Origin of the sequence: Bradyrhizobium sp., assembly GCF_035935975.1 — a bacterium.
Taxonomy (GTDB): Bacteria; Pseudomonadota; Alphaproteobacteria; order Rhizobiales; family Xanthobacteraceae; genus Bradyrhizobium.
In genome coordinates, this window is the sequence record NZ_DASYWN010000010.1 from 89,777 (window position 1) to 116,258 (window position 26,482).

Annotated in this window: 24 protein-coding genes; 6 read left to right on the top strand and 18 right to left on the bottom strand. The window is 64.4% G+C overall.

From position 1 onward, the window contains the following. Positions 1–89: 89 nt before the first annotated feature. From VGR99_RS04130 to VGR99_RS04150, 5 genes are all read right to left on the bottom strand, one after another. Positions 90–3,185: a MexW/MexI family multidrug efflux RND transporter permease subunit gene (locus VGR99_RS04130; RefSeq protein WP_326897027.1), complete on the bottom strand. Its 3,096-nt coding sequence runs from the start codon at positions 3,183–3,185 to the stop codon at positions 90–92. Positions 3,186–3,255: 70 nt separating this feature from the next. Next, positions 3,256–4,449 (bottom strand): efflux RND transporter periplasmic adaptor subunit, encoded by a 1,194-nt coding sequence (locus VGR99_RS04135; protein WP_326897213.1) that lies wholly within the window; start codon positions 4,447–4,449, stop codon positions 3,256–3,258. Between the two features lie 2 nt (positions 4,450–4,451). Then, positions 4,452–5,138 (bottom strand): TetR/AcrR family transcriptional regulator, encoded by a 687-nt coding sequence (locus VGR99_RS04140; protein ID WP_326897028.1) that lies wholly within the window; start codon positions 5,136–5,138, stop codon positions 4,452–4,454. Between the two features lie 160 nt (positions 5,139–5,298). Next, a complete protein-coding gene (locus VGR99_RS04145) occupies positions 5,299–5,889 on the bottom strand; it encodes a thiamine pyrophosphate-dependent enzyme (RefSeq protein WP_326897029.1) in 591 nt (196 codons plus the stop codon). Next, a complete protein-coding gene (locus VGR99_RS04150) occupies positions 5,886–6,443 on the bottom strand; it encodes a phosphonopyruvate decarboxylase (RefSeq protein WP_326897030.1) in 558 nt (185 codons plus the stop codon). Before VGR99_RS04150 ends, VGR99_RS04145 begins: the two co-directional genes overlap by 4 nt. A 106-nt stretch (positions 6,444–6,549) precedes the next feature. On the opposite strand from VGR99_RS04150, the gene VGR99_RS04155 reads away from it, so the two are divergent. Together VGR99_RS04155 and rocD are read left to right on the top strand one after the other, a co-directional pair. Continuing rightward, a complete protein-coding gene (locus tag VGR99_RS04155; RefSeq protein WP_326897031.1) occupies positions 6,550–7,770 on the top strand; it encodes a cytochrome P450 in 1,221 nt (406 codons plus the stop codon). A gap of 224 nt (positions 7,771–7,994) precedes the next feature. Then, the gene (gene rocD / locus VGR99_RS04160; protein WP_326897032.1) at positions 7,995–9,209 is read left to right on the top strand and encodes an ornithine--oxo-acid transaminase; all 1,215 of its coding nucleotides are present in this window, start codon (positions 7,995–7,997) and stop codon (positions 9,207–9,209) included. Positions 9,210–9,279: 70 nt separating this feature from the next. On the opposite strand, the gene VGR99_RS04165 is transcribed toward rocD, so the two are convergent. The 10 genes from VGR99_RS04165 to VGR99_RS04210 form a co-directional block, all read right to left on the bottom strand. After that, on the bottom strand, positions 9,280–9,468 hold the full coding sequence (locus VGR99_RS04165) for a hypothetical protein (RefSeq protein WP_326897033.1): 189 nt from the start codon (positions 9,466–9,468) through the stop codon (positions 9,280–9,282). A 499-nt stretch (positions 9,469–9,967) separates the two neighbouring features. Beyond that, complete coding sequence (locus VGR99_RS04170) at positions 9,968–10,831, bottom strand: sugar phosphate isomerase/epimerase family protein (protein ID WP_326897034.1); 864 nt, start codon at positions 10,829–10,831, stop codon at positions 9,968–9,970. Then, entirely contained in the window at positions 10,831–12,021 is a 1,191-nt protein-coding gene (locus VGR99_RS04175; protein ID WP_326897035.1) for a dihydrodipicolinate synthase family protein, read from the bottom strand. The genes VGR99_RS04170 and VGR99_RS04175 overlap by 1 nt, the downstream gene beginning before the upstream one ends. A 173-nt stretch (positions 12,022–12,194) precedes the next feature. Beyond that, positions 12,195–13,346 (bottom strand): Gfo/Idh/MocA family oxidoreductase, encoded by a 1,152-nt coding sequence (locus VGR99_RS04180; RefSeq protein WP_326897036.1) that lies wholly within the window; start codon positions 13,344–13,346, stop codon positions 12,195–12,197. Continuing rightward, positions 13,343–14,740: a hypothetical protein gene (locus VGR99_RS04185; RefSeq protein WP_326897037.1), complete on the bottom strand. Its 1,398-nt coding sequence runs from the start codon at positions 14,738–14,740 to the stop codon at positions 13,343–13,345. Before VGR99_RS04185 ends, VGR99_RS04180 begins: the two co-directional genes overlap by 4 nt. Before the next feature lie 4 nt (positions 14,741–14,744). Next, the gene (locus VGR99_RS04190; RefSeq protein ID WP_326897038.1) at positions 14,745–15,593 is read right to left on the bottom strand and encodes an ABC transporter ATP-binding protein; all 849 of its coding nucleotides are present in this window, start codon (positions 15,591–15,593) and stop codon (positions 14,745–14,747) included. Beyond that, on the bottom strand, positions 15,590–16,582 hold the full coding sequence (locus VGR99_RS04195; RefSeq protein ID WP_326897039.1) for an ABC transporter substrate-binding protein: 993 nt from the start codon (positions 16,580–16,582) through the stop codon (positions 15,590–15,592). The genes VGR99_RS04190 and VGR99_RS04195 overlap by 4 nt, the downstream gene beginning before the upstream one ends. Before the next feature lie 109 nt (positions 16,583–16,691). Continuing rightward, a complete protein-coding gene (locus VGR99_RS04200) occupies positions 16,692–17,501 on the bottom strand; it encodes an ABC transporter permease (RefSeq protein ID WP_326897040.1) in 810 nt (269 codons plus the stop codon). Between the two features lie 264 nt (positions 17,502–17,765). Beyond that, positions 17,766–18,473: a TetR/AcrR family transcriptional regulator gene (locus VGR99_RS04205; RefSeq protein ID WP_326897041.1), complete on the bottom strand. Its 708-nt coding sequence runs from the start codon at positions 18,471–18,473 to the stop codon at positions 17,766–17,768. 223 nt (positions 18,474–18,696) lie between these two features. Further along, positions 18,697–19,545: a VOC family protein gene (locus VGR99_RS04210; protein ID WP_326897042.1), complete on the bottom strand. Its 849-nt coding sequence runs from the start codon at positions 19,543–19,545 to the stop codon at positions 18,697–18,699. 208 nt (positions 19,546–19,753) lie between these two features. Here VGR99_RS04210 and VGR99_RS04215 point away from each other — a divergent pair, with 208 nt between their 5' ends. Together VGR99_RS04215 and rbsK are read left to right on the top strand one after the other, a co-directional pair. Then, positions 19,754–20,647, top strand: coding sequence for a sugar kinase (locus tag VGR99_RS04215; protein WP_326897043.1), 894 nt, complete (start codon positions 19,754–19,756; stop codon positions 20,645–20,647). Positions 20,648–20,665: 18 nt separating this feature from the next. Next, positions 20,666–21,580 carry a ribokinase gene (rbsK, locus tag VGR99_RS04220; protein ID WP_326897044.1) on the top strand — a complete coding sequence of 305 codons (915 nt, stop codon included), beginning with the start codon at positions 20,666–20,668 and terminating at the stop codon, positions 21,578–21,580. Here rbsK and VGR99_RS04225 read toward each other — a convergent pair whose 3' ends face one another. Then, entirely contained in the window at positions 21,581–22,801 is a 1,221-nt protein-coding gene (locus VGR99_RS04225) for an NAD(P)/FAD-dependent oxidoreductase (protein WP_326897045.1), read from the bottom strand. A gap of 226 nt (positions 22,802–23,027) precedes the next feature. Here VGR99_RS04225 and VGR99_RS04230 point away from each other — a divergent pair, with 226 nt between their 5' ends. Together VGR99_RS04230 and VGR99_RS04235 are read left to right on the top strand one after the other, a co-directional pair. Beyond that, the gene (locus VGR99_RS04230; RefSeq protein ID WP_326897046.1) at positions 23,028–23,822 is read left to right on the top strand and encodes an enoyl-CoA hydratase/isomerase family protein; all 795 of its coding nucleotides are present in this window, start codon (positions 23,028–23,030) and stop codon (positions 23,820–23,822) included. After that, positions 23,819–24,424: a histidine phosphatase family protein gene (locus VGR99_RS04235; protein WP_326897047.1), complete on the top strand. Its 606-nt coding sequence runs from the start codon at positions 23,819–23,821 to the stop codon at positions 24,422–24,424. Before VGR99_RS04230 ends, VGR99_RS04235 begins: the two co-directional genes overlap by 4 nt. On the opposite strand, the gene VGR99_RS04240 is transcribed toward VGR99_RS04235, so the two are convergent. Both VGR99_RS04240 and VGR99_RS04245 read right to left on the bottom strand, forming a co-directional pair. Next, on the bottom strand, positions 24,384–25,724 hold the full coding sequence (locus tag VGR99_RS04240) for a TRAP transporter large permease (protein WP_326897048.1): 1,341 nt from the start codon (positions 25,722–25,724) through the stop codon (positions 24,384–24,386). The two genes, VGR99_RS04235 and VGR99_RS04240, sit on opposite strands and share 41 nt — an antisense overlap. Then, positions 25,721–26,299 carry a TRAP transporter small permease gene (locus VGR99_RS04245; RefSeq protein WP_326897049.1) on the bottom strand — a complete coding sequence of 193 codons (579 nt, stop codon included), beginning with the start codon at positions 26,297–26,299 and terminating at the stop codon, positions 25,721–25,723. The genes VGR99_RS04240 and VGR99_RS04245 overlap by 4 nt, the downstream gene beginning before the upstream one ends. Positions 26,300–26,482: the final 183 nt, after the last annotated feature.

Genomic DNA, 26,482 nt, shown 5'->3' on the forward strand with positions numbered 1-26,482 from the left:
GCCTAACGGCACCTCTGGCCCCATGTCCGAACGAAAAAGGGCGGCAACGGATGGACCGCTGCCGCCCTCTGGTTCGCTTGCGTGCGGCCTCAGGTCGGCCGCAGCGCCTTGGAGCCGAGGTCGAGCTCCTTGACCTGCTTGTTCCGCTCGGAATCGGCCGCAGCGCGGTGGTCGGTTGCCAGCACCACGTACACGGCGGGCAGCACGAACAGCGTGAACAGCGTGCCGATCGACATGCCGGCGACGACGACCAGACCGATCGAGAAGCGGCTGGCCGCGCCCGCGCCGGTCGCGGTCAGCAGCGGGATCAGGCCGGTCACCATCGCTGCCGTGGTCATCAGGATCGGCCGCAGACGAATGCGGGCCGACATCTCGATGGCCGAACGGCGATCGAGCCGCTCGTTGACCTGGAGCTCGTTGGCGAACTCCACCATCAGGATGCCGTGCTTGGTGATCAGGCCGACCAGGGTGAGCAGACCGACCTGGGTGTAGATGTTCATGGTCGCCGCGCCGAAGAACAGCGGGATCAGCGCACCGACGATCGCCATCGGCACCGAGATCATGATCACGAACGGGTCACGCAAGCTCTCGAATTGCGCCGCCAGCACCAGGAAGATGATGATCAGCGCGAAACCGAAGGTGATGGCGAGCTGATTGCCTTCCTGCACGTACTGACGGGAGTCCGCGAGATAGTCGTGGCTGAAGCCGGCCGGCAGCTTCTTGGCCTCGCCCTCGAGGAAGTCCACCGCCGCGCCGACGGTCACGCCGGGCATCGGCACGGCCGAGAAGGTGGCCGAATTGAGCTGATTGTAGTGCGTCAGCGAATTCGGGTCGGTCCTGGTCTTGATCGAGACCACCGTCGACAGCGGGAGCTGCTGGCCGGTGTTGGTGGTCACATAGTAACCGCCGAGTGACTCCGGTGACAGTCTGTCGGCGCGCGGCACCTGCGGGATCACCTGATAGGACCGGCCTTCGAGATTGAAGCGGTTGATGTAGTTGCCGCCGAGCAGGACCGCGAGCGTAGCGCCGAGGTTCTGCATGTTGACGCCGAGATCCTGCGCCTTGCTACGGTCGATCGTGACCTCAACGCTCGGCTGGTTGTAGGCAAGGTCGCTGTCGGAGACGATGAACATGCCGCTCTTGCGCGCAGCGTCCTTCAGCCTCTCCATCTGCTCAAAGACGGTCTGGTAGCCCGCAGTGGAGTTAATGACCATCTGCACCGGCAGACCGCCCGGACCACCCGGCAACGGCGGCAGGTTGAATGCAAAGGCCTGCACGCCCTCGATCTTGGAGAGCTCGCCCTGCACCAGCGGCTTCAGCGCGATCGACGAGCGCTTGCGGTCTTCCCAGGGCTTGAGCAGCATGCCGGCGATGCCGCCCTGCGGGCCGTTGATGCCGTTCAGGACGAAGCGCAGATCGGTCTCGGGGAACTTCTGGAATTCCTTGTCGAGCTTGTCGCCATAGAAATCGACGTAGTCGATGTTGGCGTATTTCGGCGCCTTGGTCACCGCGAACACGATACCCTGGTCCTCTTCCGGCGCCAGCTCTTTCGAGGTGTGCATGTAGAGGAAGCCGACGAGGCCGAGAATCGTGATCGCGAACAGGCCCGTGATCGCCTTGTAGTCGAGCGAGCGGTCGAGCTTGCGGCCGTACCAGCGCGTCAGCGCGCCGAACACCCGGTTCACGAGCTTGGCGAAGCGGCCCTCTTCGGTGTTCTTGAGCAGCACCGAGCACATCATCGGCGACAGCGTCAGCGCGATCACGCCCGACACGATCACAGAGCCCGCGAGCGTGAAGGCGAACTCGCGGAACAGCGAGCCGGTGAGACCACCGAGGAAACCGATCGGGGCGTACACGGCTGCGAGCGTGATGGTCATCGAGACGACGGGGCCGACGATCTCGCGCGCACCTTCCATCGCCGCCTGGACTGGTGTCTTCCCTTCTTCCAGATGGCGGTGGATGTTCTCCACCACGACGATGGCGTCGTCGACCACGAGGCCGATCGCGAGCACCATCGCAAGCAAGGTCAGCAGATTGAAGCTGAAGCCCAGCGCCAGCATCAAGGTGCAGACGCCGATCATCGACAGTGGGATGGTCACGACCGGGATGATGACCGAGCGAAGCGAAGCCAGGAACAGGAAGATGACCACGATCACGATGATCACGGCTTCGCCTAGCGTCTTCTCCACCTCGTCGATCGACGATTGGATGAACTTGGTCGAGTCGTAGGCGACTTTCATCTTCATCGAGGGCGGCAGATTGCGCTCGAGTTCCGGGAACAGCGCCCGCACGCCCTTGACCAGCGTGAGCGGATTGCCCTGCGGCGTCGCATTCACGCCGATGAAGATCGCATGCTCGCCGTTGAAGGCGACGCTCGCGTCGGTGCTTTGCGCGGCAAGCTCTACTGTCGCGATATCCTCCATCCGGACGAAGCCACCATCCTTGGCCTTGACGATCATCTTCCTGAACTGGTTGACGTCGGTGAGGCTGGTGTTGGTCGAGATGTTGGAAACGATCAGATAGCCCTTGGTCTGCCCCGCCGCCGACTGGAAGTTGTTGGCCTGAATGGCCGCGGCGACGTCCGCCGGCGACACGTTGCGGCCGGCCATCTTCATGGGATCAAGCCACAGCCGCATCGCGAAGGTCTGCCCGCCGAGGATGTCGGCCGAGGCGACACCGTCGACGGTCGACAGCACCGGCTGCACCACGCGCGTCAGATAGTCCGAGATCGCCGAGCCCGACAGCTCCTCGGAGGAGAAGCCGAGATACATCACGGCCGTGGTCTGGCCCGTGGTCTTGGTGACAATCGGGTCGTTGGATTCCTTCGGGATCAGGTACTTGACCGAGTTGGTCTTCGCCAGCACCTCGGTGAGCGCCTGGTTCGGGTCGAAGTTCAGCTTGATGTAGACCTGGATCGTCGAGGTGCCGAGCACCGATGACGAGGTCATGTAGTCCACGCCTTCGGCGGAGGCGACCGCCTGCTCGATCGGCGTGGTGATGAAGCCCTGGATCAGGTCTGCGGATGCGCCGGGATAGACGGTCGTGATGTTGATGACCGTGTTCGACAGCTTCGGATATTGCCGGATCGGCAGCACCATCGCTGCGCGCAGGCCGATCAGCAGGATCAGCAGGCTGACGACGACCGACAGAACCGGGCGCTTGATGAAAATATCGGTAAAGGCCATCGCGGCGATCTCGATTTCTTTGTCTTCAGAAAAGTGATCCGGCCGGGCCGGATCACTTAGATGGTTTGGATCAGTAACGCGGCGGCTGCGCCGGAATCTGCGGCGCCGGGTCGGTCGAAATCGACACCGCCGCGCCCGATTGCAGCTTGAGCTGGCCGACGGCAACGACCTTGTCGCCCGCCTTCACGCCCTTGATGATCTCGACGCGACCATTCACGCGATTACCCGTCTGCACGAACGTGCGCACCGCCGAGAGGCTGGTCTTGCCGTCCTCTTCCTTCTTCTCGGCGATCACGAACACGGAGTCGCCGTACAGCGTGTAGTCGACCGCCGTCTCCGGGACGGTGATCACGGCCGGCTTGTCCGGCAGCACCACCGTGGTGGTGACGAACATGCCGGGCTTCAGGATCTTCTCGGGATTGGCGATCGTCGCCTGCACGCGAATATTGCGGGTGTCGGTGGCGATCTGCGGCTCGATCGTGGTGACCTTGCCCTCGAAGATACGGCCCGGATAGGCGTCAACCTTGAGCCGGACCGTCTGGCCGACCTTGAGGTTGGCGGAATCCTTTTCCGTCACGGTGAAATTGGCCCACAATTGCGACAGATCGGTCAGCGACACGATCGCCGTGCCTGCCGTCAGATACTGACCAACCTCGACCTTGCGGACGCCGAGATCGCCGGAGAACGGTGCACGCACCAGCTTCTGCGAGATCAGCGCCTCGGTCTTGGCGATGCCGGCCTGCGCCTGGTCGTAGGCGGCCTGCGCGGTATCGACGGTCGCCTGCGGACCGAACTGGCGCGAGGCCAGCTGCTTGGCGCGGTCGAGCGAGAGCTGCGCGACGGTCGCCTGTGCCTTGTAGTTGGCGAGATCGCCCTGATCCGGCGCGTCGAACAGCTGCACCAGCGGCATGCCGGCTTCGACATGCGCGCCCGGCTCGAACTTGATCTCGGTGACGCGGCCGTTGACGTCGGCGCTGACGTCGACCTGGTGCACGGCGACGAGGCCGCCGACTGCGGTCAGCAGGTTCGGCACCACTTCCGACTTCGCCTCGGCGGCGCTGACTGCGGTCGGCGGCGGCTTGTTGTTGGCGAAGAACTGCTTGATCATCTGGCCGCGGAAATAATTGAACCAGACGAGGCCACCGACGAGCGCGCCAAGAAGCGTCCCGATGATGATGAACCACAGCACCGGCCGGACCGGCCGCTTGGGAGCCTTGTTGTCGATCGGTTCGCCCGAAATCTTGTGTTCGGCTACGATGTTCATTGTCATGCGCTTTCTGCAATCGCCGCCTTGCCCACACCCGCGGCCAGATCGTGGCCCAGATGCGAAGCAATTGCGGCGTCGTTAAGTCCGATACCCCTCAGGAGAAACTCACAGAGCTGCCGCTCCAGGTCGTTCGCCTTGCCGTAAGCAAGACAGGGCGTGGCCGGCAGTCTGGTCAGCGCCGCGGTCATCACCGCATGATGCGCGAACCAGAAAAGGTTGAGTGGATCGCCAGTGAAGGGCCGCGCGTCCCCGGCGGCCACCGCACGCTCGAGCGAGGCGACGAAGACCGCCCCGATCAGCTTCTCGATTTTGGCATATAGCAGACGGGCGAATTCGCCGTCATCCAAATGGCTGGTGGCCATCAGTCGCAGGCGCTGCGCCTCTTCCTGGTCGGGACCATCAGCGATGTGGAGGAAGTGCTGGACCATGCCGCGGATCAGCTCGGCCAGAGCCGCCGTCGACGGCTCCCGCTCGAGCAGCTCCATCAAGGCCGGGTCCGCCTCGCACTCGTCGGTCAGGATCTCGGCATACAGCGCCGCCTTGGACGGGAAGTGCTTGAACAGCAGCGCTTCGGAAATGGCAGCGGCGGCAGCCACGCTCTTCGTCGTGGTGCCGTTATAGCCGTGTCTGGAAAAGCAGCGTTTCGCGGCACCGAGGATCAATTGACGCCTCAGGTCGCTCGTCATACGCAATGAGCTCATGCTAGTGAGTAAGCACTCACCCACGCAAAAGTCAAGCAATATGCTGCATCGCAACCAGAATGCGTTGTAATTTCAGTGGAAATTGGCCGCGCCTGCACGGCCCGCGAGCAGGCTCACGCCCTTTAAGGTCAGACGGCGGACCGGCCTAGATCGGCTGAAAGCCGAGGTCGCCGCGGATTCGGCTGACGATGTAGGTCCCGTCCCGGGTGGGCAGGATCCGCTCCAGGCTGGCGCTGTCGATCTTCACATTGGCAAAGCGCGGCCCGGCCGAGACGTCATGGACGGCCTTCGCAAAGGCCTCCACCTCGGCCATGGTCGAGATCGACTGGCTGTCCTTGATGCCGCAGGCCCTGGCGACGCCGACGAGATCGGCGGCAGCGGAGGTGTGACTGGTCTGGCCGCCGGTCTCGCCATAGGCCTCGTTGTCCAGCACCACGATAGAAAGGTTCGACGGCTTCTGCAGACCGATGGTGGCAAGGCTGCCCATCCCCATCAGCATCTCTCCGTCGCCGGTGATGACCAGCACCGGCAGCGTCGGTTGCGCCAGCGCGAGACCGAGACCGATCATCGCAGCGCCGCCCATGCCGCCCCAGAGATAGAAGTTACGGGCGTGGTCGCCGGCGGCGCACATGTCGTTGGTGGAGGCACCCAAGCCTCCGATCGCCACGATGTCCTTGCGGTTCGCCAGCAGCGCGGAGACCACCTGACGGCGGTCGAGAAGATTGGCCTTGCTCATTTGGTGAAAACCTTGGCGCCGATCAGGCGCTGCGACAGCAGGACGGCGGTGGGCGTGAGCGCGTTGTAGGCCTGGGCTGCGGCGGCCTCCAGCACGGCAGGTACCTCGGCCGCGTTCGAGGCGCGCAGCACCTGGACGCCCGACAGCTCGAACACGCCTTGCGTGGTCGAGCCCATCGGCACCTGCCACGGATTGAACTCGCCCCACTCGCCGCGCATGGTCACGAGGGTGAGGAACGGAAAGCGCAGGATCGGGATCAGCGACAGCATGTTGATGCAATTGCCGACGCCGCTCGATTGCATCAGCAGCACGCCGCGCTGTCCGCCGGTCCAGGCGCCGGCGAGCAACGCCACGCCCTCCTCCTCCGTCGTCAGCGGAATGCCGCGCATCGTGGAGGAGCCCAGCACGCGCTGGATCAGCCTCGAATGGCCGGCGTCAGGCACGTAAGGCACCTGCCGGACGTCGAAGCGTTGCAATGTCGCGAAGATATCGTCGGGCCATAGAGTCTTTGACTCCGGCGCGGTCGTGTCGGCAGCGTCAGCGCGGGCGTGCATTTTCCTGTCCGGTCGGCTTGCAAATCACGGCATGACTGTAGACGGTGACCGGAGCCGTTCGAAAGAGCGAAAACAGCATAACGGTCTCAACCGGCGAGTATGGCGGATGAACGCAAGTGCGAAAGAACTGGCGGCGAATTTCGACCTGGAGAAATTGACGGCGGAATTCTACGACGATCCCTATCCGACCTATCGTGCACTGCGGGAGAACGAGCCGGTCAAGCGCCTGCGCAACGGCACAATGTTCCTGACCCGCTATGACGACCTCGTCACCACCTACAAGAACACCAAGTCGTTCAGCTCGGACAAGAAGCGCGAGTTCGCACCGAAATACGGCAACACCCCACTCTACGAGCACCACACCACCAGCCTCGTCTTCAACGACCCGCCCGCGCACACCCGCGTGCGGCGCCTGATCATGGGCGCGCTGTCGCCGCGCGCGATCGCCGGCATGGAGCCCGATATCGTCAAGCTGGTGGATGGCCTGCTCGACGCCATCGCCGCCAAGGGCGATTGCGAGCTGATCGAGGACTTTGCCGCCTCGATCCCGATCGAGGTGATCGGCAATCTGCTCGACGTGCCCCACGAGGAGCGCGGGCCGCTGCGCGACTGGTCGCTGGCGATCCTCGGCGCGCTCGAGCCTGTCGTATCGCCGGAGGTCGCCACGCGCGGCAACAAGGCAGTGACGGATTTTCTCAGCTACCTGCAGACGCTGGTTGCGCGCCGGCGCGAGAGGCCAGGCAATCCCGAGCGCGACGTGCTGACGCGCCTGATCCAGGGCGAGGAGAATGGCGAGCGGCTGACCGAGAAGGAGCTGCTGCACAATTGCATCTTCCTGCTCAATGCCGGCCACGAGACCACGACCAATTTGATCGGCAACGGCCTCGTCGCGCTGCATCGGAACCCCGATCAGAAGCAGCGGCTGATCGGCAACCCTGACCTGATCAAGACCGCGGTCGAGGAGATGCTGCGCTACGAAAGCTCGAACCAGCTCGGCAATCGCATGACCACCGAGAAAGTCGAGCTCGGCGGCGTCATGCTCGAGGCCGGCACATCGGTGACGCTGTGTATCGGTGCCGCCAACCGCGACCCCGCGCAGTTCCCGGACCCTGAAAGCTTCGACGTCGCGCGCACGCCGAACCGGCATCTTGCATTTGCCACCGGCGCGCATCAGTGCGCCGGCATGGCGCTGGCGCGGCTGGAGGGCGCGATTGCGATCTCGCGCTTCCTGGCGCGCTTCCCGAATTATGCCGTCAGCGGCCCGCCGGTGCGGGGCGGACGGGTGCGGTTCCGCGGGTTTTTGAGCGTGCCCTGCGCGATCGGGTGAGGGCCAACAACAAAAAAGTCGAAAACAACCCCATGCACAGTAGAGGCTGGGTCGACCAACGACACCTTGTGGTTCCGTAGAACCATCTGACGTTTCGAGTAAATCGGGCCGCGCCGCGCATTGGCGCATGAAGGCTTCCGGGGAGGCAGACTGATACCCAAATCAAGCTGCAGGCCGCCGGTGCCGTCGGTTGACGCCGGTGCGCCGCAATGGAGTGACGACAGATGAGCTCCCCGGTCATTGACTTCATCGCAACGGAAGCGCGCTTTGGCGCCCATAATTACGCGCCGATTGGGGTCGTCCTGTCGCGCGGCGAAGGTGTCTGGGTCTGGGATACCGAGGACAACCGTTATCTCGATTGCCTTTCCGCCTATTCCGCGGTCAGCCAGGGCCACTGCCACCCCAAGATCCTGGCGGCAATGGTGGAACAGGCACACAGGCTGACGCTCACCTCGCGCGCCTTCCACAACGACCAGCTCGCCTTGTTCTACGAGGAGATCGCGGCGTTGACCGGCTCCCACAAGGTGCTGCCGATGAACAGCGGCGCCGAAGCGGTCGAAAGCGCGATCAAGTCGGTGCGCAAATGGGGCTATGAGGTGAAGGGCGTGCCGGACGGCCAGGCCGAGATCATCGTCTGCGCCGGTAATTTCCACGGACGCACGCTGGGCATCGTCGGCTTCTCAACGGACGCCGAGACACGCGGACACTTTGGACCGTTCGCGCCGGGCTTCAGGATCATCCCGTTTGGCGATGCCGCCGCTCTCGAAGAGGCGATCACGCCGAACACGGTCGCCTTTCTGGTCGAGCCGATCCAGGGCGAAGCCGGCGTCATCATTCCTCCGGCCGGCTATTTTGCCAAGGTGCGCGAGCTCTGCACCACCAACAACGTCATGCTGGTGCTCGACGAGATCCAGACCGGGCTCGGCCGCACCGGCAAACTGCTCGCCGAACAGCACGAGGGCATCGAGGCTGATGTGACGCTGCTCGGCAAGGCCTTGTCCGGCGGCTTCTATCCCGTATCGGCCGTGCTTTCGAACAACGACGTGCTCGGGACATTGCGACCCGGCCAACATGGCTCGACCTTCGGCGGCAACCCGCTGGCCTGTGCGGTTGCGCGCGCAGCGATGCGCGTGCTGGTCGAGGAAGGCATGATCGAGAACGCGGCCAGGCAGGGCGCGCGCTTTCTGGAAGGCTTGAGAGACATTCGTGCCAACACGATCCGCGAGGTGCGCGGGCGCGGCCTGATGCTGGCGGTCGAGCTGCATCCCGAGGCCGGTCGCGCTCGCCGCTACTGCGAGGCGCTCCAGGGTAAGGGCATCCTCGCCAAGGACACCCATGAGCAAACGATCCGCATCGCTCCGCCGCTAGTGATCACCAGTGATCAGGTCGACTGGGCGCTGGAGCGGCTCGCCACCACCCTGACGCAGGATTTCTCTTGAGAGTGCCTGCATCGGAAGATCGCTCCGCCGGGCATCATTGGCGTTTGTGATCGCTTGAGGCTGCTCTATCTCATTCGAACCAACGGGGTTGCGTCGCTGGAAGCGAGTTGTACTGCTGGAAGTCAGAAGACAACTCGAGATCGGCCAGATGATCCCAGTATTCTGCTTCTGCGAGCAGCTTCCATTTGTTCATGCTGTTGTACGCGGCCTGTTGGCGGCACAGTGAGCTCATCGCACGCAAGCGTCGCACTTTCTCCACTGCGGACCTCCCTTCGCACTTGCTTGTCTGCAAGCGCCTTTGTGTTGTCACAGCTTCGCAGATCGAATCGACGAGCAATAGTCCGGTGTTTGACGGTGAATCTATGATAGCGCAATCGTCTGACTTTTAAGTCGCGCCCCTCGGCCGAGGTCCCCAGCCTATCGCGCCGATCACAACAATGGCCCCGACGATTGCACGTCGGGGCCATTCGAGATCAACAGGCATGGGTACATCCGCCGCGCCTGCTTTTCGTTGATGCCACTGATCACCCCATCCAATCTGGCACAGCGTATGAGGAGGCTGCGGCATCGAGATGATGATATTCTGCCCGGGAACTGAAACCGTCCACCTCATCATTGGTGGTACTCCGACCGGCCAGCTGCTTCGCCAGCTAGAGGGGTCTGTCGGCCGCAAGGCGGTCGACCCCGCCCCGGACCAGTTCTGCAGGAGGCACGCTGCAACAGGTCGCAAGTCCGCAGGGCGGGCGCGCTTATGGTAACTAAACCACCGTCTTGTGCCGTGCGATGCAGGTGCGCAGCACCTCGTCCATCGGCTTGCCCCACCAGTCGTTGGAGAAGATTTCGATCTCGGAATAGCCGGCAAAGCCCTGCGCTTCGACGGCGGCGCGCGCGGATTTGATGTCGATGACGCCGTCGCCCATCATGCCGCGATCGTTGAGGATGTCCCTGGTCGGCACCAGCCAGTCGCAGACGTGGAACGCGAGCAGGCGATCCTTGCCGGCACGGGCGATCTGGCCCATCAACTCCGGGTCCCACCAGATGTGATAGACGTCGAGCGCGACGCCGAGCATGCCGCTGCGGCCGGCGTCGAGCCGGTCGCAGATGTCGAGCGCCTGCTTCGTGGTGTTCACGCAGGCCCGGTCGGCCGCATAGGCTGGATGCAGCGGCTCGATCGCCAGCGGCAGCTTCGCCTGCTTCGCATAGTCGAGCATGTCGGCGAGGGCTTCCTCGACCTGCCCACGCGCGGCCACGATATCTTTCGACGCCTCGCTGCCGGGCCGCGAATATTGCGGCAGGCCGCCGACGACGAGGACGATGCAGGGCGCACCGAGCGCCTTGGCTTCATCGACGCAGCGGCGGTTGTCGTCGCGCACCTCACCCCGGCGCGAAGCGTCCGAGGTGAACATGCCGCCGCGGCAATAGCCTGAGAGATCAAGGCCGGCATCGCGGACTGCGCGCGCGGCGCGATCGAGACCGACGGCCGCGACCTGGTCGCGCCAGGGATCGATGGCGCGAATGCCGTGCTTGGCGCAGGCGTCGATGATCTGAACGAGGTCACCCTGCTTGCGGACGGTCGCCGTGTTCAGCGACAGCCAGCGATGGTCGGACGAGAAATCGCGCATCAGGATTCCAGTCCGTGCGAGGCCAGCACGGTCTGCATCCGTCGCGTCGCCAGCTCGGGATTAGCGAGCAGCCCGGCCTGATCGGCAAGGCGGAACAGCTCGGCCAGATGCAGCATCGAGCGCGCGCTCTCCTGTCCCCCGACCATGGTGAAATGGTCCTGATGGCCGTTGAGATACGCCATGAAGACGACGCCGGTCTTGTAGAAGCGCGTCGGTGCCTTGAAGATATGGCGCGACAGCGGCACCGTCGGCCCCAGCACATCGTGGAAGCCGGCCTCGTCGCCGGCCGCCAGCCGCGACAGCGCGTAGGATGCCGCCGGCGCGATGGCATCGAAGATGCCGAGCAGCGCATGCGAAAAGCCCTGCTCGTCTCCGGCGATCAGCTCCGCATAGTTGAAATCGTCGCCGGTATACATCTTGATGCGCTTGTCCAGGCGGCGGCGCATGTCGATCTCGCGCTGCTTGTCGAGCAGCGAGACCTTGACGCCGTCGACCTTGGCGGCGTTGTTGTTGATGATGGCCACCGCGATGTCCATCGCCCTGTCGAGATCCTTGGTCCCCCAATATCCGGTCAGGGCGGGATCGAACATGTCGCCGAGCCAGTGGATGATCACGGGTTCGCGGACCTGCGACAGCACACGGTTATAGACCTTGGCGTAATCATCGGCGCTGCGCCCGAGTTTTGCCAGCGCGCGCGAGGCCATCAGGATGATGCGGCCGCCGACCTTCTCGACCGCCGAGAGCTGCTCCTCATAGGCGCGGATCACGTCGTCGAGGCTCCTCGCATCCTCGACCGCGAGGTGATCGGTGCCGGCGCCGGAGAACACCAGCGCGTTGCGGCGCTTGGCGGCGCCGACCGAGCGCGTGATCAGTTCCAGCGAGGTCGGCCAGTCCAGCCCCATGCCGCGCTGCGCGGTGTCCATGGCTTCGGCGACGCCGAGGCCGAGGTCCCAGACATGCTCACGGAAGGCGATGGTCTTGTCCCAGTCGACGGCCACCGACAGCCAGGGATCGTTGTCGGCGAAGGGATCGGCCACCGCGTGCACGGCCGAGAAGGCGATGCGGTTCAACGGTCCTTCGAGCTTTGCGGGAAACGTGCGCGAGGCCGCGAGCCGATAGGTCTCGATCGAGCGATCGGCCTTCGGCAGCTTGAGCGACAATGACGACATCGGCTGGACGGGCTTGTTCATGATTTCAGACCTCTCCCCGTCATTGCGAGGAGCCACCCGGTCCGGCCTTCGGCCGGCCGGATGATAAACTCAGCGACGAAGCAATCCAGACTGTCGCCGCGGAAGGACTCTGGATTGCTTCGCTCCGCTCGCAATGACGGCTTGGTAGACATTGGGACTCTATCTAATCGATTTCAGGCCTTGATCGGGGCGACGTCGATCCAGCGCCGCTCCTTCCAGCTCTTCAGCGCGCATTCGGCGAGCTGCACGCCCTTGGCGCCTTCGAGCAGCGTGAACTTGTAGGGCGCATCCTCGTAGACGTGGCGGATGAACATCTCCCACTGCTCCTTGAAGCCGTTGTCGTAGGTGACGTTGTCGGGCAGCTTCTGCCAGTCGCCGTAGAAATCGTGCAGCCGCTTCTCGTCGGGGTTCCACACCGGCCTCGGGGTCGCCTGCCGCGCCTGGATCATGCAGTCGGTGAGGCCCGCGACCGCCGAGCCGTGAGTGCCGTCGACCTGGAAGGTGACGAGGTCGTCGCGATAGACGCGCGTCACCCAGGACATGTTGATGTGGGCGATGACGCCTCCCTCGAGTTGGAAGGTCGCGTAGGCGGAATCATCCGCCGTCGCCTTGTACTTCTTGCCCTGCTCGTCAAAGCGCTCGGGAATGTCGGTGTTGCCGATACAGACCACGCTCTGGACGTTGCCGAACAGGTTGTCGAGCACGTAGCGCCAGTGGCAGACCATATCCAGGATGATGCCGCCGCCGTCCTCGTCGCGGTAGTTCCAGGACGGCCGCTGCGCCTCCTGCCAGCCGCCTTCGAACACCCAATAGCCGAACTCGCCGCGCACCGAGAGGATGCGGCCGAAGAAGCCGGAGTCGCGCAGGAAGGCGATCTTCTTCAGGCCGGGCAGGAACAGCTTGTCCTGCACCGTGCCGTGCTTGACGCCCTTGGCATTGGCGAGCTTGACGACTTCAAGCGCCTCTTCAAAGTTCGTCGCGATCGGCTTCTCGCAATAGACGTGCTTGCCGGCATTGATGGCCTGGGTCAGAAGCCCCGGACGCGCCTGCGTGGTCGCGGCGTCGAAGAACATGGTGTCGTTCTTGTCGGCGAGCGCGGCGTCGAGGTCGGTGGTCCAGCGCGTGATGTTGTAGCGCTTGGCGAGCGCCTCGACCTTCTCGGCGCTGCGGCCGACCAGGATCGGATCGGGCATGATGCGGTCGCCGTTCTTCAGGCGGACGCCGCCCTGGTCGCGAATCGCGACGATCGAACGGATCAGATGCTGGTTGAGCCCCATGCGGCCGGTGACGCCGTTCATGATGAGGCCGAGGCGTTGCGTGGTCATGCTAATTGCTCCTGAAGTGATCTTGGCTGTTCGAGCGGACGGAGCACCGACCAGTCCGGATGGACCGACGTCGCAAAGCCCGCAGCATGAAGCGATCCCGTCAGGAGATCGCCGTCGTGAATGGAGAGCCGGATGCCCTGCCCGGCATCGGCATAGAGATCGGGATGCGCGGCCGCGAAGGCCTCAGCTTCAGCGGCCGGCGTTTCGCCGAAGCCGTCGACATAGTGATGGCCGTTGCGTTCGGCGTGGGTGACACCGATGAAGGCACCGAGCGCGAGGTCCTGCTGCACGGCAAGGCCGGCCTGGCAGGTGAGGTCCTCACCGGTCACGAAGAACCGCGCGCCGTCTGCGCTCCACTTCGCCGCGCGCGTGGCGTTGACGATGGACTTGTAGAGCCCCTTGCATGATTTCGAGGAGATGCCGCAATAGCCGAGCGCCCGCGCCGCCGGGAACGCATCGTAGGAATCGTCGGCCTCGTCGATGATGAAGCCGTGCACGGCCAGCGACCCCAGCGGCGATTGCCGCGTGATGTCGCGCGGCATCGGCTGTTCGACATAGAGCAGCCGCGAGGCGATCGGCCGCAAGGCGGAGTCACGATCGAGCCGGTCCATCAGCGCCTGCAGGGCGGCGAGGTCAGCGTACTGCTCGTTGGCATCAAGCGTCACCTTGTAGTCGCGCCCGAGCGAATCGAGCTCCTTGCCGATCCGCGTCAGCCGCGCCGCATCGGCCGCGGGATCGCCCGACAGCTTCAGCTTGAAGTAACTCGCACCGGCATTCTCACGCGCGTCGGCGACACCGCCCTCGCCTTCGACGATATCATCGAGGCCGACAGTGTGCCTGATGGCAACGCGCGGCAGCGGCTTGCGGCCGGCGAGAAATGCGGTGAGGTCCGCATCCTTCAGATCAGCCGACAGCCGCGCATCGATCCCGGCGATATTCTTGGCCATCCCGTCGAAGAAGCTGGTCCCGGCGGTACGCAGCAAGGCATCGAGGATCGCCTTGTCGATCTCCGCGGGGCCATAGGCCGCGGCAAGCGCCGGAATGTTCTTCTTGGCGCAGGTCGCGATCTGGGCCCCGATGCACGAGGCATGCAGATCGAATGCCGTCAAAAATCCGGTCCGCGCCAGATAGAGCCCGCGGGCGATCTCCAGCGAGCGGCGCAGTTCGTCGACCGTCTGCGCCGGCGACAGCTCCGGTCGCTTGTCGAACCATTTCGGCACCAGCAATTCGGCGCTGGCGCCGACTGCAACGCCCCTGCCCTCGACCTCGATCTCAGCACGCACGAACAGCTGCGGCGTCGCGTTGATCGTGATTGCGCCGAAGCGGAACGGCCGCGCAAAGTGCGTCGGTCGTTCGAAGAAGGCGATGTCTCGCAGCTTCAGACGCGGCGCCATGGTCTTAGTCCAATGCACCTTGCGAGAAGAAATGCTTGCGGATGCGTTGCACGAGCTCGGTGAAGACGGGGTCGGCCATCACGTCGAGCGAGCGCGGGCGCGGCAGCGGCACGTCGTAGATCGCGGCGATCGCGCCGGGCCGCTCGGTCATGACCAGCACGCGGTCGGCGAGGAAGACGGCTTCCGGAATCGAATGCGTGATCAGCAGCACCGTCTTCTTCGTTTCGCGCTGGATCCGCATCAGCTCGACGTTCATGCGCTCGCGCGTGAGCGCATCGAGCGCGCCGAACGGCTCGTCCATCAGCATGATCCGGGGATCGTGCACCAGTGCGCGGCAGATCGAGGCGCGCTGCTGCATGCCGCCGGAGAGCTGCCAGGGCAGCTTCTTCTCGAACCCTTCGAGCCCGACCAGCTTCAGCAGCGATCTGGCGCGATCCAGATATTTCTGCCGCGGCAGCCGCTTCATGTCGATCGGCAGCATCACGTTGTTGAGGATGTTCCGCCACGGCAGCAGCAGCGCATTCTGGAACACGATGCCGACATTGCCATGCGGCTTCGTCACCTTCTCGCCCTCGACCAGGACCTCGCCCGTGGTCGGCGGCAGCAGTCCCGAGATCAGCTTGAGCAGCGTGGACTTGCCACAGCCGCTTGGTCCGACCACGACGAAGAACTCGCCGTCATTGATGTGGAAATCGAGGGGACGCAGCGACGGCACATCGCCGTCGCGCGTCCGGTAGGTCTTCGACACGCCAGACAGCTTGATGCCCGACGCATCGCCGGCAGCCCGGTCGCTCACCAGTCTCAGATGCGCGGCCGGCTGCACGGTTTCACTCACGATTGGCGCAGGTTTCACGAGCCACTCTTCGGCAGATAGTCGTTGGTGTAGAAGGCCTTCGGGTTCTCCTTGGCCTTGGCATCGAGCCCGCCATATTCGACCATCAAGTTGACCGAGTCCGTCATGTTCTGGTCGGTGACCTGGAACGGCCGCTTGCTCTTGGTTTCCGCGGTTCGGTAGAGCGGAATGGTCAGCTCAAAGCCCTGCGTCAGCGTGTCGATCTTGCCGCCCTTGGGGTTGGCGTCGAGGATCGACTGCGCCGCCGCCTTCGGCTCCTTCTCCGCGGCTTCGACCGCCTTGGTCGTCGCCGACATGAAGCGGCGGACGAGATCGGCATTGGCCTTCACATAGTCAGAGTTGGCGATGATGCCGGACGAAACCATGTTGATGCCGTAGTCGGCGAACTTGATCGGGAACACGTCCTTGCCGGTGGCGTCCTTGATCTTCATCGACTGGTCCATGACGTAGCCGAGCAAGAGGTCAGCCTGGCCGTTGATGACGGCGTTGAGCTTGGTCTGACCGTCGCCGGCAACCGTCTGGAAGTCGCTTTCCTTGAGGCCCGTCTTCTTCAGGAACAGCGGCCAGATCTGGGTCATGGAATCGGCCGGCGTAATCGCCACCGTCTTGCCCTTGATGTCCTCGGGCTTCCTGATGTTCTTGTCGACGAAGCCCATGGCGGACATCGGGCTGGTCTGCAGCAGCACGCCGGTCGCAACCACGGGCGCGCCCTTGATCGCGGCGCGCATCATGGTGGGCACGTCGACATAGCCGAAATCGGCGGTCTTGGCGGCGACGGCCTGCGTGGTCGCGGCCGAGCCGCGGCCTTCCTGGATCTCAAGGTCGATGCCTTCGGCGGCATAGATGCCCTTGGCCTTGCCGTAATAGAACGGCGCGTGCTCGCCATAGACGTACCAGTTCAGCATCAGCACGACCTTGTCGGCCGCCTTTGCCGGCGACACCGCAAACGCCATCAGCGCCAAAGATGCAGCCCCAATCCACCGCTTCATCGTCACTCTCCCTTTGTCGTTATGTTTCGGCCGTTAATGGCCGTTGCTTCACTTATTGTTTGAGCATGATCTGATCGGAAAACCGCGACACACTTTTCCGGATCATGCTCTAAGAGGCAAAAATCACGTCTTCACGCTGGCTGACATGCCAGGGAATGATCAGCTTCTCGATGCGGTCCACGATCCAGAACAGGATCACGCCGAGCAGCGCGAGGATCACAAGGGCTGCGAACATGGTCGGCAGGTCGAACGTGCCGATCGAGCGCTGCATGACGTAGCCGATGCCGGAATTGGAGCCGACGAACTCGCCGACGACGGCGCCGACCACGGCGAGCGTCACGGAGACCTTGAGGCCGGAGAAGATCGCCGGCAGCGCGTGCGGCAGGTTCACCGCGCGGAACACCTGGAAGCGGCTGCCCTGCATGGCGCGGGCGAGATCGACCATATCGGGGTCAACGGATTTGAAGCCCTGCACGGCGGAGACCACGACCGGGAAGAAGCCGAGCAGGAATGCCGAAATCACCTTCGGAATGATGCCGAAGCCGAACCAGACCACGAACAGCGGCGCGATCGCGATCTTCGGCACGGACTGCGAGAACACCAGCAGCGGATAGACGTAGCTCTCCACCGTCTTGGAGCCCGCAATCAGCATCGCGACGGGAATGCCGAACAGCGCCGACAGCAGGAAGCCGCAGACGGTCGCATAGGTGGTCGGCCAGGACTGGCGCAGCAGCTCCGGCCATTCAGTGCGGAGAACCGCGACGACATCGGCCGGCGACGGGATCTGGTAGGCGGGAATCCTGAACACCCGGATCGCGAGATCCCAGGCGACGACGATGAAGACGAGAAACAAAAACGGCCGAACCCAGGCCGCATTCAGCATCTTGGACACCGCACTCTGCGGCTTCGGCTCGGCCAATTTTCACTCCCGGCATTCTTCTTCATTATGGGGAGAAATTAACCCGTTGGATAAATACTGTCCAGTGGTTTCCCTGTGACGTTTTGCGCGGGGGTTCCGGAAGGTGAGCGTGAAAGCCGCGTGGCAGGATGGTTGCGCCCCATCCTCGGTGTCATTCCCCGCGAAAGCGGGGAATCCAGTACGCCGCGGCCTCTCCGTATCCCACCGGCGCCTCTGGAATACTGGATTGCCCGCCTTCGCGGGCAATGACAGCGGAGTGTTTGACTACACCGTCTGCGCCACTGCAGCCCGTGACTTCGGCGCCTTCGCAATTTCGAACAGTGCGGTCGACCGCCCCGTCAGCGCGGCGAGCACGAGGCCCGCCATATGGGCCAGACGCTCGTCCTTGGCGTCCTTGGCCAAGAGGTCGCGGCCGAAGATCACGCTCAGCGTTGCCGAGTTTGAGAGATAGAAGAAGCTGAGCGCGGCGATCGAGATGTAGAGCTGCACCGGGTCGACCGCGACCTGGAAATCGCCGCTCTCGACGCCGCGCCGCACCACGGTGCGGATCATCTCGACGAAGGGCGAGTGCATCGACTTGACCTTGGTCGATTTCTTCAGGTGCTTTGCGCGCGCGAGGTTCTCGGTCTGCAGCAGCGACAGGAATTCCGGGTTGCGGAGAAAATAGGTCCAGGTGAACTCGATCAGCCGGCGGATCGCCTCGGGCGGATCGAGGTGCTCGAGATCGAGTCCCCGCTCCTCGCTGCGGATCTTGTCATAGGCGCCTTCGAGCACCGCGAGGTACAGCTCGTCCTTGTTGCCGACGTGATAGTACAGCATGCGCTTGTTGGCGCCGGCCTTGGCCGCGATGCGGTCGACGCGCGCGCCGGCGAGGCCGTGGGCGGAGAATTCCTGCTTGGCGGCTTCCAGAATGCGCAGCCGCATCCCCTCGGGGTCGCGCTGCCATTTCAGAGTTCGCTTTGCCTTCGCCAAACGGGTGCTCGCTGGGTGGTTACAGGACGCGTGTAACACGCGCACGCTGGTTTGAGAACGATCTCGTGCCCCGGACGGAGCGCAGCGCTTCTTCAGCGATGCGCTGCAGAGCCGGGGCCCATCTCTCCAAGTGGGAGATCGCCGCCCTCTGGGTCCCGGCTCTGCGCAGCAGCGCTGCGCGCTGCAGCGCGTCCGGGACACGGGAGCGCATTGGACGACAGAATCAATCCACCGGCTTCGGCGAGCGCTCCAGCAGCACGGTCTGGATACCGCAAGTGCCGTTGCGCACGGTCATGATCCGGGTGCCCGGCTTGCGGCCGTTGCGGACTTCGGTGACGTCGAGGCCGGCGGCGATCAGGCGGGCGCGGGTGGCGTCGATGTCGGCGACGCGCCAGCTCAGGCCCCAGAGCCGGTCATGGTTGGCATCGCCGCCCGCCACGGGCCGGCGCACCACCTCGACGATGAGATCGCCGCAGCGGAAGAACATCAGCTGGCCCCAGTCATGGTGCGAGCGGTCGAGCGCGAGGTCGAGCCCGAGCCGCGCGCCGTAGAGCGCGGCGGCGCGGTCGGAATCCTCGGTGGTGATCACGACATGATCGAGCCCGTCGATCGGCGCGATATCGGTCGCCGCCGACTTCGGCCGCTCCTCGGCCAGCTCGAGGAAGAACATGCGGACGCCGCGCGTGAGCTCGGTCGCGGCTCGCGTGCGCTTCCAGTGCAGGGCCGCACCGCTCGCATCGTCGCAGCTCTCGACTTCGGCCACGGGATCGGGCTTCAGCGCCACCCGGTCCAGCCGCCGGTGCATCTTGCCCATGTCTGCGACACGAAAGCACAGGCTGGCGAGCACGCCCTCCTGGTCGTCGAGCAGCGCACGCATGCGGTCCGCGGTCGCGGTGAAGCCGCTCGGCGCCATCAATTCGATGGTCATGTTCTCGAGGGTGAACAGCACCCGATCGGCGCCCTCGCCGGAATTCTGCCAGGACGGCGCGCGGGCGAGCAGCGTCTGATAGGCCGCCTTGGCCGCACCGATATCCCTGACCAGAACGACGATGTGATCGAGGCCGGTGATCATGTTTATCCCTTTTGATCGGCCTGGAACCATGGTCCGGACAACGGCATTTGTCCGGGCTTGGCATGGGCCTGACATGGTCGTATTCCGGCCTTATGCCGACCTCAAGCGTCCGGGGGCAGTTTTGCGAATAATTTCAGCGTCCCAGACGCGGAACCGGTGTTAGAGTAAGCCCGCCGGCAGGGACCATCACGCGCATCACGGACAAGCAATGCAGGCTCTCTTTATCGGACAGACCTATATCGACGTCGTCTTCATCACCGACCACATGCCGACCGGCGACGAAAAGCACGTGGCGACGGACTATGCGGTGTCCTTCGGCGGCAACGCGGTCACGGCGGCGTTCTGCTGCGCCAAGCTCGGCATCGTGCCCGACCTGATCGCCACAGCAGCGAATGACTGGCTGGGGCGCATGTTCCAGGACATGTGCGCGAAATACGCGATCTCGCTGCATGCGCGGAAGGTGAACCAGTCCTCACTGTCCTTCATCATGCCCAAGGACGGCAAGCGCGCCATCGTCCGCTGCCGCGACGATTCCCACATCCATCCCTTCCCGATCCTCAATCTCGGCAATTGCCGCGCGCTGCATATCGACGGCCATCAGCCGGACGCCGCGATGCATTACGCCAAGGTGTGCCGCGAAGCCGGCATCCTGACCTCGCTCGACGGCGGCGGCCTGCGCACCAACACGCATGAGCTCTTGGAATTCATCGACGTCGCGATCGTCGCCGAGCGCCTGTGCGAGCAGATGGATCTGACGCCGGAGCAGATGCTCGACTACCTCAAGGGCCGCGGCTGCAAGATCGGCGGCGTCACCATGGGCGAGAAGGGCCTGCTCTGGTACAACGAAACCGGTGCGGTCGAGATCATGCCGGCGATGCCGATCCCGCGCGAGCGCGTGATCGACACCAACGGCGCCGGCGACGTCTTCCACGGCGCCTATGTCTATTCCTACCTCGCGCATCCCGGCAAAAGCTGGCGCGAGCATTTTGATTTTGCCCGGGCCGCCTCGACCTTCAAGATCCAGCGCCTCGGCAACGAGGCCGGCCTGCCGACGCTCGTGGACATCGCCAAGGTCAGGCACGAGTTCGAGGTTCGCGTCTAGCTTTCGCAAGGATAAGTCATGGGGCGGGTCTTCGTCGCCGGCAGCATCAACATGGATGTGGTGGCGACGGCCGATCGTCACCCCAAGGTCGGCGAGACCGTCGCGGGCAAGCAGGTGCTGTATTTTCCGGGCGGCAAGGGCGCGAACCAGGCGGTCGCGGCAGCGCGGCTGGGTGCAAGGACCACGCTGATCGGCCGGTTGGGGAAGGATGCGTTCGGGGCCGAGCTGCGAGCGTTCCTCGGCGCGCAGGGCATCGATCTCGGCTCGGTGCGCGAGGCCGACACGCACAGCGGCACCGCCATCATCACGGTCGCGGCGGCCGACAACACCATCGTCGTCATCCCCGGCAGCAATGCGTTGGTCAGCGCGGAAGACGTCGCGGAGGTTCCGCTGGCGAAGGGCGACGTCGCCGTCAGCCAGTTCGAGATCCCGCTGCCGACCATTGCGGCTTTCTTTGCGCGGGCGCGTGGCGCGGGCAGCACGACGTTGCTCAACCCGGCTCCGGCGCAGAAGATGTCCGGCGAGCTGCTCGCGCTGGTCGATATTCTGGTGCTGAACGAAACCGAGCTTGGTTTTCTTGCGGGGGTGGAACTGTCCGAAGATGATAGCGCGACGCGGATCATCGACGTCGCGCGAAAACTTCAGGCGCGCCAGGATCAGACCATCTGCGTCACGCTCGGCAAGCGCGGCGTGCTCGCGCTCGCTGCCAGCGAGGAGCTTGCGGTGCCCGGCCGCGAGGTGAAGGCGGTGGACACGACAGGCGCAGGCGATTGTTTTGTCGGCGCGCTCGCATCGCAGCTGGCCAAGGGCGTCGCCTTGCGCGCAGCCCTCGCCTTCGCCAACGCCGCCGCCGCGATCAGCGTGCAGCGGATGGGCGCCGGGCCGTCGATGCCGACGGCCGCGGAAGTTAAGGCCGTCCTCAGCGCTGGCTGATCACGCCAGCGCGCTCTTCAGGTCAAAGCTCTCGTCGGCGGCCTGCTCCGGCGTGATCGAGCGGTCCATGGCCTGCAGCCTCCGGCCGAACATGTGGTCGCCGGCGCGGTTGACCGACTCGATGCCGAGCAATTTGTCGCCGTGATAGCAGAACGCCGAGAATGCCTTCTTCGCGGGATCGCCGCGCAGCACGACGCGGTCGTACCCGGTGGTGAGTCCCGCCATCTGCAGCTTGTCGTCGCCCTGGTCGCTCCAGAACCAGGGATGACCGTCATAGGGTTTCCTGTCGCCGGTGAGACGCGCGGCGAGGCAGCGGGCGTGATCGGTGGCGTTCTGCACCGATTCCAGCCGCAGCGATCCGCCGAAGCGGGGGCTCGCGAACAGCGCGCAATCGCCGATCGCCGAAATATTCGGATCGGCCGTCGACAGATATTCGTCGACGACGATGCCGGCAGCAACAGGCAGCCCCGCCTCGGCCGCAAGCTCGATGTTCGGCAGCACGCCGACGCCGACCACGACGAGGTCGGCGGGCAGATGCCTTCCGTCGCTCAAGGACACGCCGGTGACCTTGCCGCCTTCGGCTTCAATGGATGTTGCTTGTACACCGAGGTGAATGCGGATGCCGGCCTCGCGATGCCGCGCCTGGAAATACTCCGAGACCTCCGCCGTCACCGCGCGCGCCATCACGCGCGGGGCGAGTTCGAGCACGTCGACCTCGAGGCCCTTGATGCGCGCGGTCGCCGCGAATTCCAGGCCGATGAAGCCGGCGCCGATCACCACGACGTGGCTCTTCGACGGCATGAGCTTCCGCAGCGCCTCGCTGTCGTCGAGGATGCGCAAATATTTCACGTCGGGCAGGTTCGCATTCGGCAGATCAAGCAAGCGGTTGCGCGCGCCCGTCGCCAGCACGAGATGGCCGTAAGGCAGCGTCTCGCCGGAGGCGAGAAGCACTTTTCGTCCCGCGCGGTCGATCGAGACGGCGCGCCCCGAGATCAGCTCGATCTTCTGGTCCTGGTAGAATTTTTCGGGGCGGAACATCAGGCTTTCCGGCCCGGCCGAGCCCTTGATGTAGGCCTTGGACAGCGGCGGCCGCTGATAGGGCAGATGCGCCTCGTCATTGATCAGGCAGATGCGATCGGAAAAACCCGCCTGCCGCAGGGATGCCGCGACCTGGTAGCCGCCATGGCCGGCACCGACGATGATCACCGGACCATCCGTCATTGCACAGCCCATTTCCGCAAGACACGAGCGTAACCCATGTCGTCTCCTCACTCGCTGATTTTGATTGCTGACCTACGAGGAGCCGGCGCTCGTGTCCGTCCCTAGGCGAAGGCGGGCCCATTTGAGCCGAACATGCCGCGCGACGCAAGGGCGTACGCGGGGATTGTCACCCCTCGCCTTCTGCGATTTAGTTGCAGCAACCAACCTCTTGCCGGGGATATTCCAGATGCCAGCTCCCGCCTCACAACCCGACGATCCCGCGCTGCTGCGGATTGACGGCCCGATCGCGACCATCACGCTCAACCGCCCTGCCGCCTTCAACTCGATCAACCTTGCGATCGCGCAGAAGCTCGAGCAGCTCGCGGCCACTATCGAAGGCGACGACGCCGTCAGGGTCGTCGTGATCGAGGGCGAAGGCCGCGCCTTCTCGGCCGGCGGCGATCTGCAGACGATCGGCGCCGCGGCTGAGGCCAACACCGTGACGCCGGTCGTCGGCGAGCTGCTCAAGCACTATCATGCCTTCATCGAGATCATCAGGCGCATGCCAAAGATCTCGCTGTCGAGCGTGCACGGTTCGGCCGCTGGCGCGGGCATGGGCCTCGCCTTCGTCACCGATCTCTGCATCGCCGCTGATGACGCCAAGTTCACGCCAGCTTACGCCAAGATCGGCGTGTCGCCGGACGGCGGCTCCACGGTCGGCATCGTCGGCACGGTCGGCTCCCGCCGCGCGCTGCAGATCTTCCTGTCCGAGGACAATTTTACCGCCCGGCAGGCCCATGAATGGGGCCTCGTCGCCAAGACCGTTCCCGCGACCGAGCTGAAGGCGGCGACGCGGCAGCTCGCCGAACGGCTGGCGCAAAACCCGCCCGCCGCCATCGCCGGCACCAAGTCGCTGGTCTATGCGGCCGCCACCACGCCGGTGAAGCAGCAGCTCGATGCCGAGGAGCACAAGATCATCATGGCGATGAACACGGAGGAGTTTCGTGTGGCCGTGAAGAAATTCACGAGCAAGTCGAAGTGACGCCCGCGCGCAATTTCTACGGCCTCCGCCATGGCGCGACCGACTGGAACCGGCAGGGGCTGTTCCAGGGCCGCACGGACAATCCGCTGAACGAGGACGGGCTCAAGCAGGCGCACGAGGCCGCGGAGATGTTGCGCGGGGTCGGCATCAGCCGCATCGTCGCAAGCCCGCTGGTGCGGGCGCTGAAAACGGCCGAGATCATCGCGGACGCGATCGCCGTGCCGCTGACGATCGACGACGGCATCATCGAGTTCGATTTCGGCAGTTTCGAGGGCCTGCCCGTCCGCGACCTCATGATCCAGCACGGCGTCAAATCGGCGACGGGCCTGGTCTCGATCCTGCCCGCCGACGGCGAGAGCTGGGACGCCATGACGGAACGCTCGCTGGCTTGCGTCTCCAAATGGCTCGACCGTCATCCCGACGATGATCTGCTGTTCGTCTGCCACGACGCGGTGATGCAGGGCATGGCGAACGCGCTGTGCGGCAGCTATTTCAAGAACAGCCACGGCACGCCGTTCCGCTACGTCCACGACGGAGCCGAATGGCGTATCGAGCAAGTCGTCATTGCGGACAGATATAGCCCGTCCCCGCCGGCGACTTGAAGCAGCCGACCGATTCCGGCAGCACGTGCCGCGGCAGCCACAGCACCACGCTCGGGAAGTAGATTGCGAACGCGATGGTGGTGAAGAACACCACATAGATCGGCAGCGCCGCGCGTAGCGCCTTGGCGAAACTGATGCCGACGAATTTCGACGCCATCAGTAGCACGAGGCCGTAAGGCGGCGTGATCAGGCCGAAGGCGAGTGTCGCGATCAGCACGACCCCCATGTGCACGCCGTTGATGTCACCGGCTTCGGTCAGCGCATTCACCAGCGGCATGAAGATGATGATGGTCGGCACCGGCTCGATGAAATCGCCGACCACCGTGAACAGCAGCACCATCAGCAGCATGATCAGATGCGGATCGTTGCCGGCGATGGAGGTGATCGACTCGGCGATGTAGGTCGCGCCGCGCAGATAGGCGAGCATCCAGCCGAAGGCGTTGGCGGCGCCGATCGTGATCAGCGGCAGCGAGAAGATCAGGCCGGCAAGACAGAAATCGTAAGGAATCTTCCTGAAATGGCCGCGGTTGAGCGCGGGGATCACGACGATGACGATCCAGGCCACGGCGACGACGCCGGCTTCGGTCGGCGTGAACCAGCCGGTGAGGATGCCTCCTAACAGGATGACCGGGATCATCAGCGGCAGGGCGGCATCGCCGGCCGCGAACACGATCTGCCGCAGCGGCGCGCGCGGCTTGCGCAGGCCGGAGGGGCCGAAGAAGTAGCAGTAGATCATCAGGCCGAAGCCGATCATCAGGCCCGGCACCACGCCCGCCATGAACAGGCCGGCGATCGAGACATTGCCGACGGCGCCATAGACCACCGCCGTGATGCTCGGCGGCACCAGCGCGGCGATGGTCGAGGCGGAGGCGATGATGGCGGCGATGAAGGCGGGCTCATAGCCCTCGCGCTTCATCGGACCACCCAGCGCGCGGCTCATCACCGCGACGTCCGCCGTGGTCGAGCCGGACATCTCCGAGAAGAACATGCTGAAGACGACCACGACCTGCGACAGCCCGCCCCTGATATGCCCGACCAGCGACACCGAGAGATTGGCTATTCGCACCACCACATTGGCCGAGCTCATGAGCTCGCCGACCAGCAGGAAGAACGGGATCGCCAGCAGCGCCTCGGAATCGACCCCATCGAATATCTTCTGGATGATCGCGGCGAGCGAGACGTCGGACAGGATCGCACCGATGAACACGCCGGCCATCAGCGAGAACGGCACGGGCACGCCGAGATAGCCGAACGACAGAAAGCAGATCGACATCAATGCCAGGACAATTGGTGCGCTCACGGCTGCGCCCTCACCTGAGCTTCGGTGACGACGGGTGCTGCGTCCTCCTCCGGCGGCTCCGGATGGTCGAAGCCGTTGCGCACGCCGTTGACGAGCTGCTCGATGGTGAACAGGCCGATCAGCACGCCCGACAGCGGGATGATCGCGTAGAGCGAGGCGATCGGCGTGCCCGACGGCAGCCGAAAGCTGCCGAAGCCGCGCAGATAGTTCTGGTAGCCGTACCAGATCAGGCAGAAGGCGACGCCGAGCACGACCAGGCGAATGATCACCTCGACGATCAGCCGAGACGTGCCGTGCATCGCCTCGGAGATCGCGGTGAGATAGAGGTGGTCGTTGCGCCGGGTCGCCGCCGCCGTCCCGATGAAGATCGCGTAAATGAACAGCGTCGACGTCACCTCCTGCAGCCACAGCCAGGGATGGCCGATGGTGCGGGTGATGATGTCGGCGGTCACCGACAGCGAGAAGCCGAAGCAGAGCACCCCGCAGAGGATCATCAGCGCAAGCTCGAGCCAGTCGAGCCCGCGCCATTTCAGGTGGCGTTGCCGTTGCACCAGAAGTTTGTCGGCGATGGCCATGTAGTCCCCCGTCATCCCAAACCTGTCGGATACGGCAGCTGGGAAGCTGCCGATCGTGCTCGGCCTGCATGGTTCGAGACGCCCGCTGGCGCGGGCTCCTCACCATGAGGGTCTAAAATCTCGCTGCGAAACGAGACCTCATCCTGAGGGCCCGCCGGAGGCGGGCGTCTCGAAGGATGGCCA

Excerpts from the sequence above, each read along its gene's own strand:
- VGR99_RS04130 (WP_326897027.1), bottom strand. The coding sequence starts at position 3,185 with ATGGCCTTTACCGATATTTTCATCAAGCGCCCGGTTCTGTCGGTCGTC.
- VGR99_RS04135 (WP_326897213.1), bottom strand. The coding sequence starts at position 4,449 with ATGAACATCGTAGCCGAACACAAGATTTCGGGCGAACCGATCGACAAC.
- VGR99_RS04140 (WP_326897028.1), bottom strand. The coding sequence starts at position 5,138 with ATGACGAGCGACCTGAGGCGTCAATTGATCCTCGGTGCCGCGAAACGC.
- VGR99_RS04145 (WP_326897029.1), bottom strand. The coding sequence starts at position 5,889 with ATGAGCAAGGCCAATCTTCTCGACCGCCGTCAGGTGGTCTCCGCGCTG.
- VGR99_RS04150 (WP_326897030.1), bottom strand. The coding sequence starts at position 6,443 with ATGCACGCCCGCGCTGACGCTGCCGACACGACCGCGCCGGAGTCAAAG.
- VGR99_RS04155 (WP_326897031.1), top strand. The coding sequence starts at position 6,550 with ATGAACGCAAGTGCGAAAGAACTGGCGGCGAATTTCGACCTGGAGAAA.
- rocD (WP_326897032.1), top strand. The coding sequence starts at position 7,995 with ATGAGCTCCCCGGTCATTGACTTCATCGCAACGGAAGCGCGCTTTGGC.
- VGR99_RS04170 (WP_326897034.1), bottom strand. The coding sequence starts at position 10,831 with ATGCGCGATTTCTCGTCCGACCATCGCTGGCTGTCGCTGAACACGGCG.
- VGR99_RS04175 (WP_326897035.1), bottom strand. The coding sequence starts at position 12,021 with ATGAACAAGCCCGTCCAGCCGATGTCGTCATTGTCGCTCAAGCTGCCG.
- VGR99_RS04180 (WP_326897036.1), bottom strand. The coding sequence starts at position 13,346 with ATGACCACGCAACGCCTCGGCCTCATCATGAACGGCGTCACCGGCCGC.
- VGR99_RS04185 (WP_326897037.1), bottom strand. The coding sequence starts at position 14,740 with ATGGCGCCGCGTCTGAAGCTGCGAGACATCGCCTTCTTCGAACGACCG.
- VGR99_RS04195 (WP_326897039.1), bottom strand. The coding sequence starts at position 16,582 with ATGAAGCGGTGGATTGGGGCTGCATCTTTGGCGCTGATGGCGTTTGCG.
- VGR99_RS04210 (WP_326897042.1), bottom strand. The coding sequence starts at position 19,545 with ATGATCACCGGCCTCGATCACATCGTCGTTCTGGTCAGGGATATCGGT.
- VGR99_RS04215 (WP_326897043.1), top strand. The coding sequence starts at position 19,754 with ATGCAGGCTCTCTTTATCGGACAGACCTATATCGACGTCGTCTTCATC.
- rbsK (WP_326897044.1), top strand. The coding sequence starts at position 20,666 with ATGGGGCGGGTCTTCGTCGCCGGCAGCATCAACATGGATGTGGTGGCG.
- VGR99_RS04225 (WP_326897045.1), bottom strand. The coding sequence starts at position 22,801 with ATGACGGATGGTCCGGTGATCATCGTCGGTGCCGGCCATGGCGGCTAC.
- VGR99_RS04230 (WP_326897046.1), top strand. The coding sequence starts at position 23,028 with ATGCCAGCTCCCGCCTCACAACCCGACGATCCCGCGCTGCTGCGGATT.
- VGR99_RS04245 (WP_326897049.1), bottom strand. The coding sequence starts at position 26,299 with ATGGCCATCGCCGACAAACTTCTGGTGCAACGGCAACGCCACCTGAAA.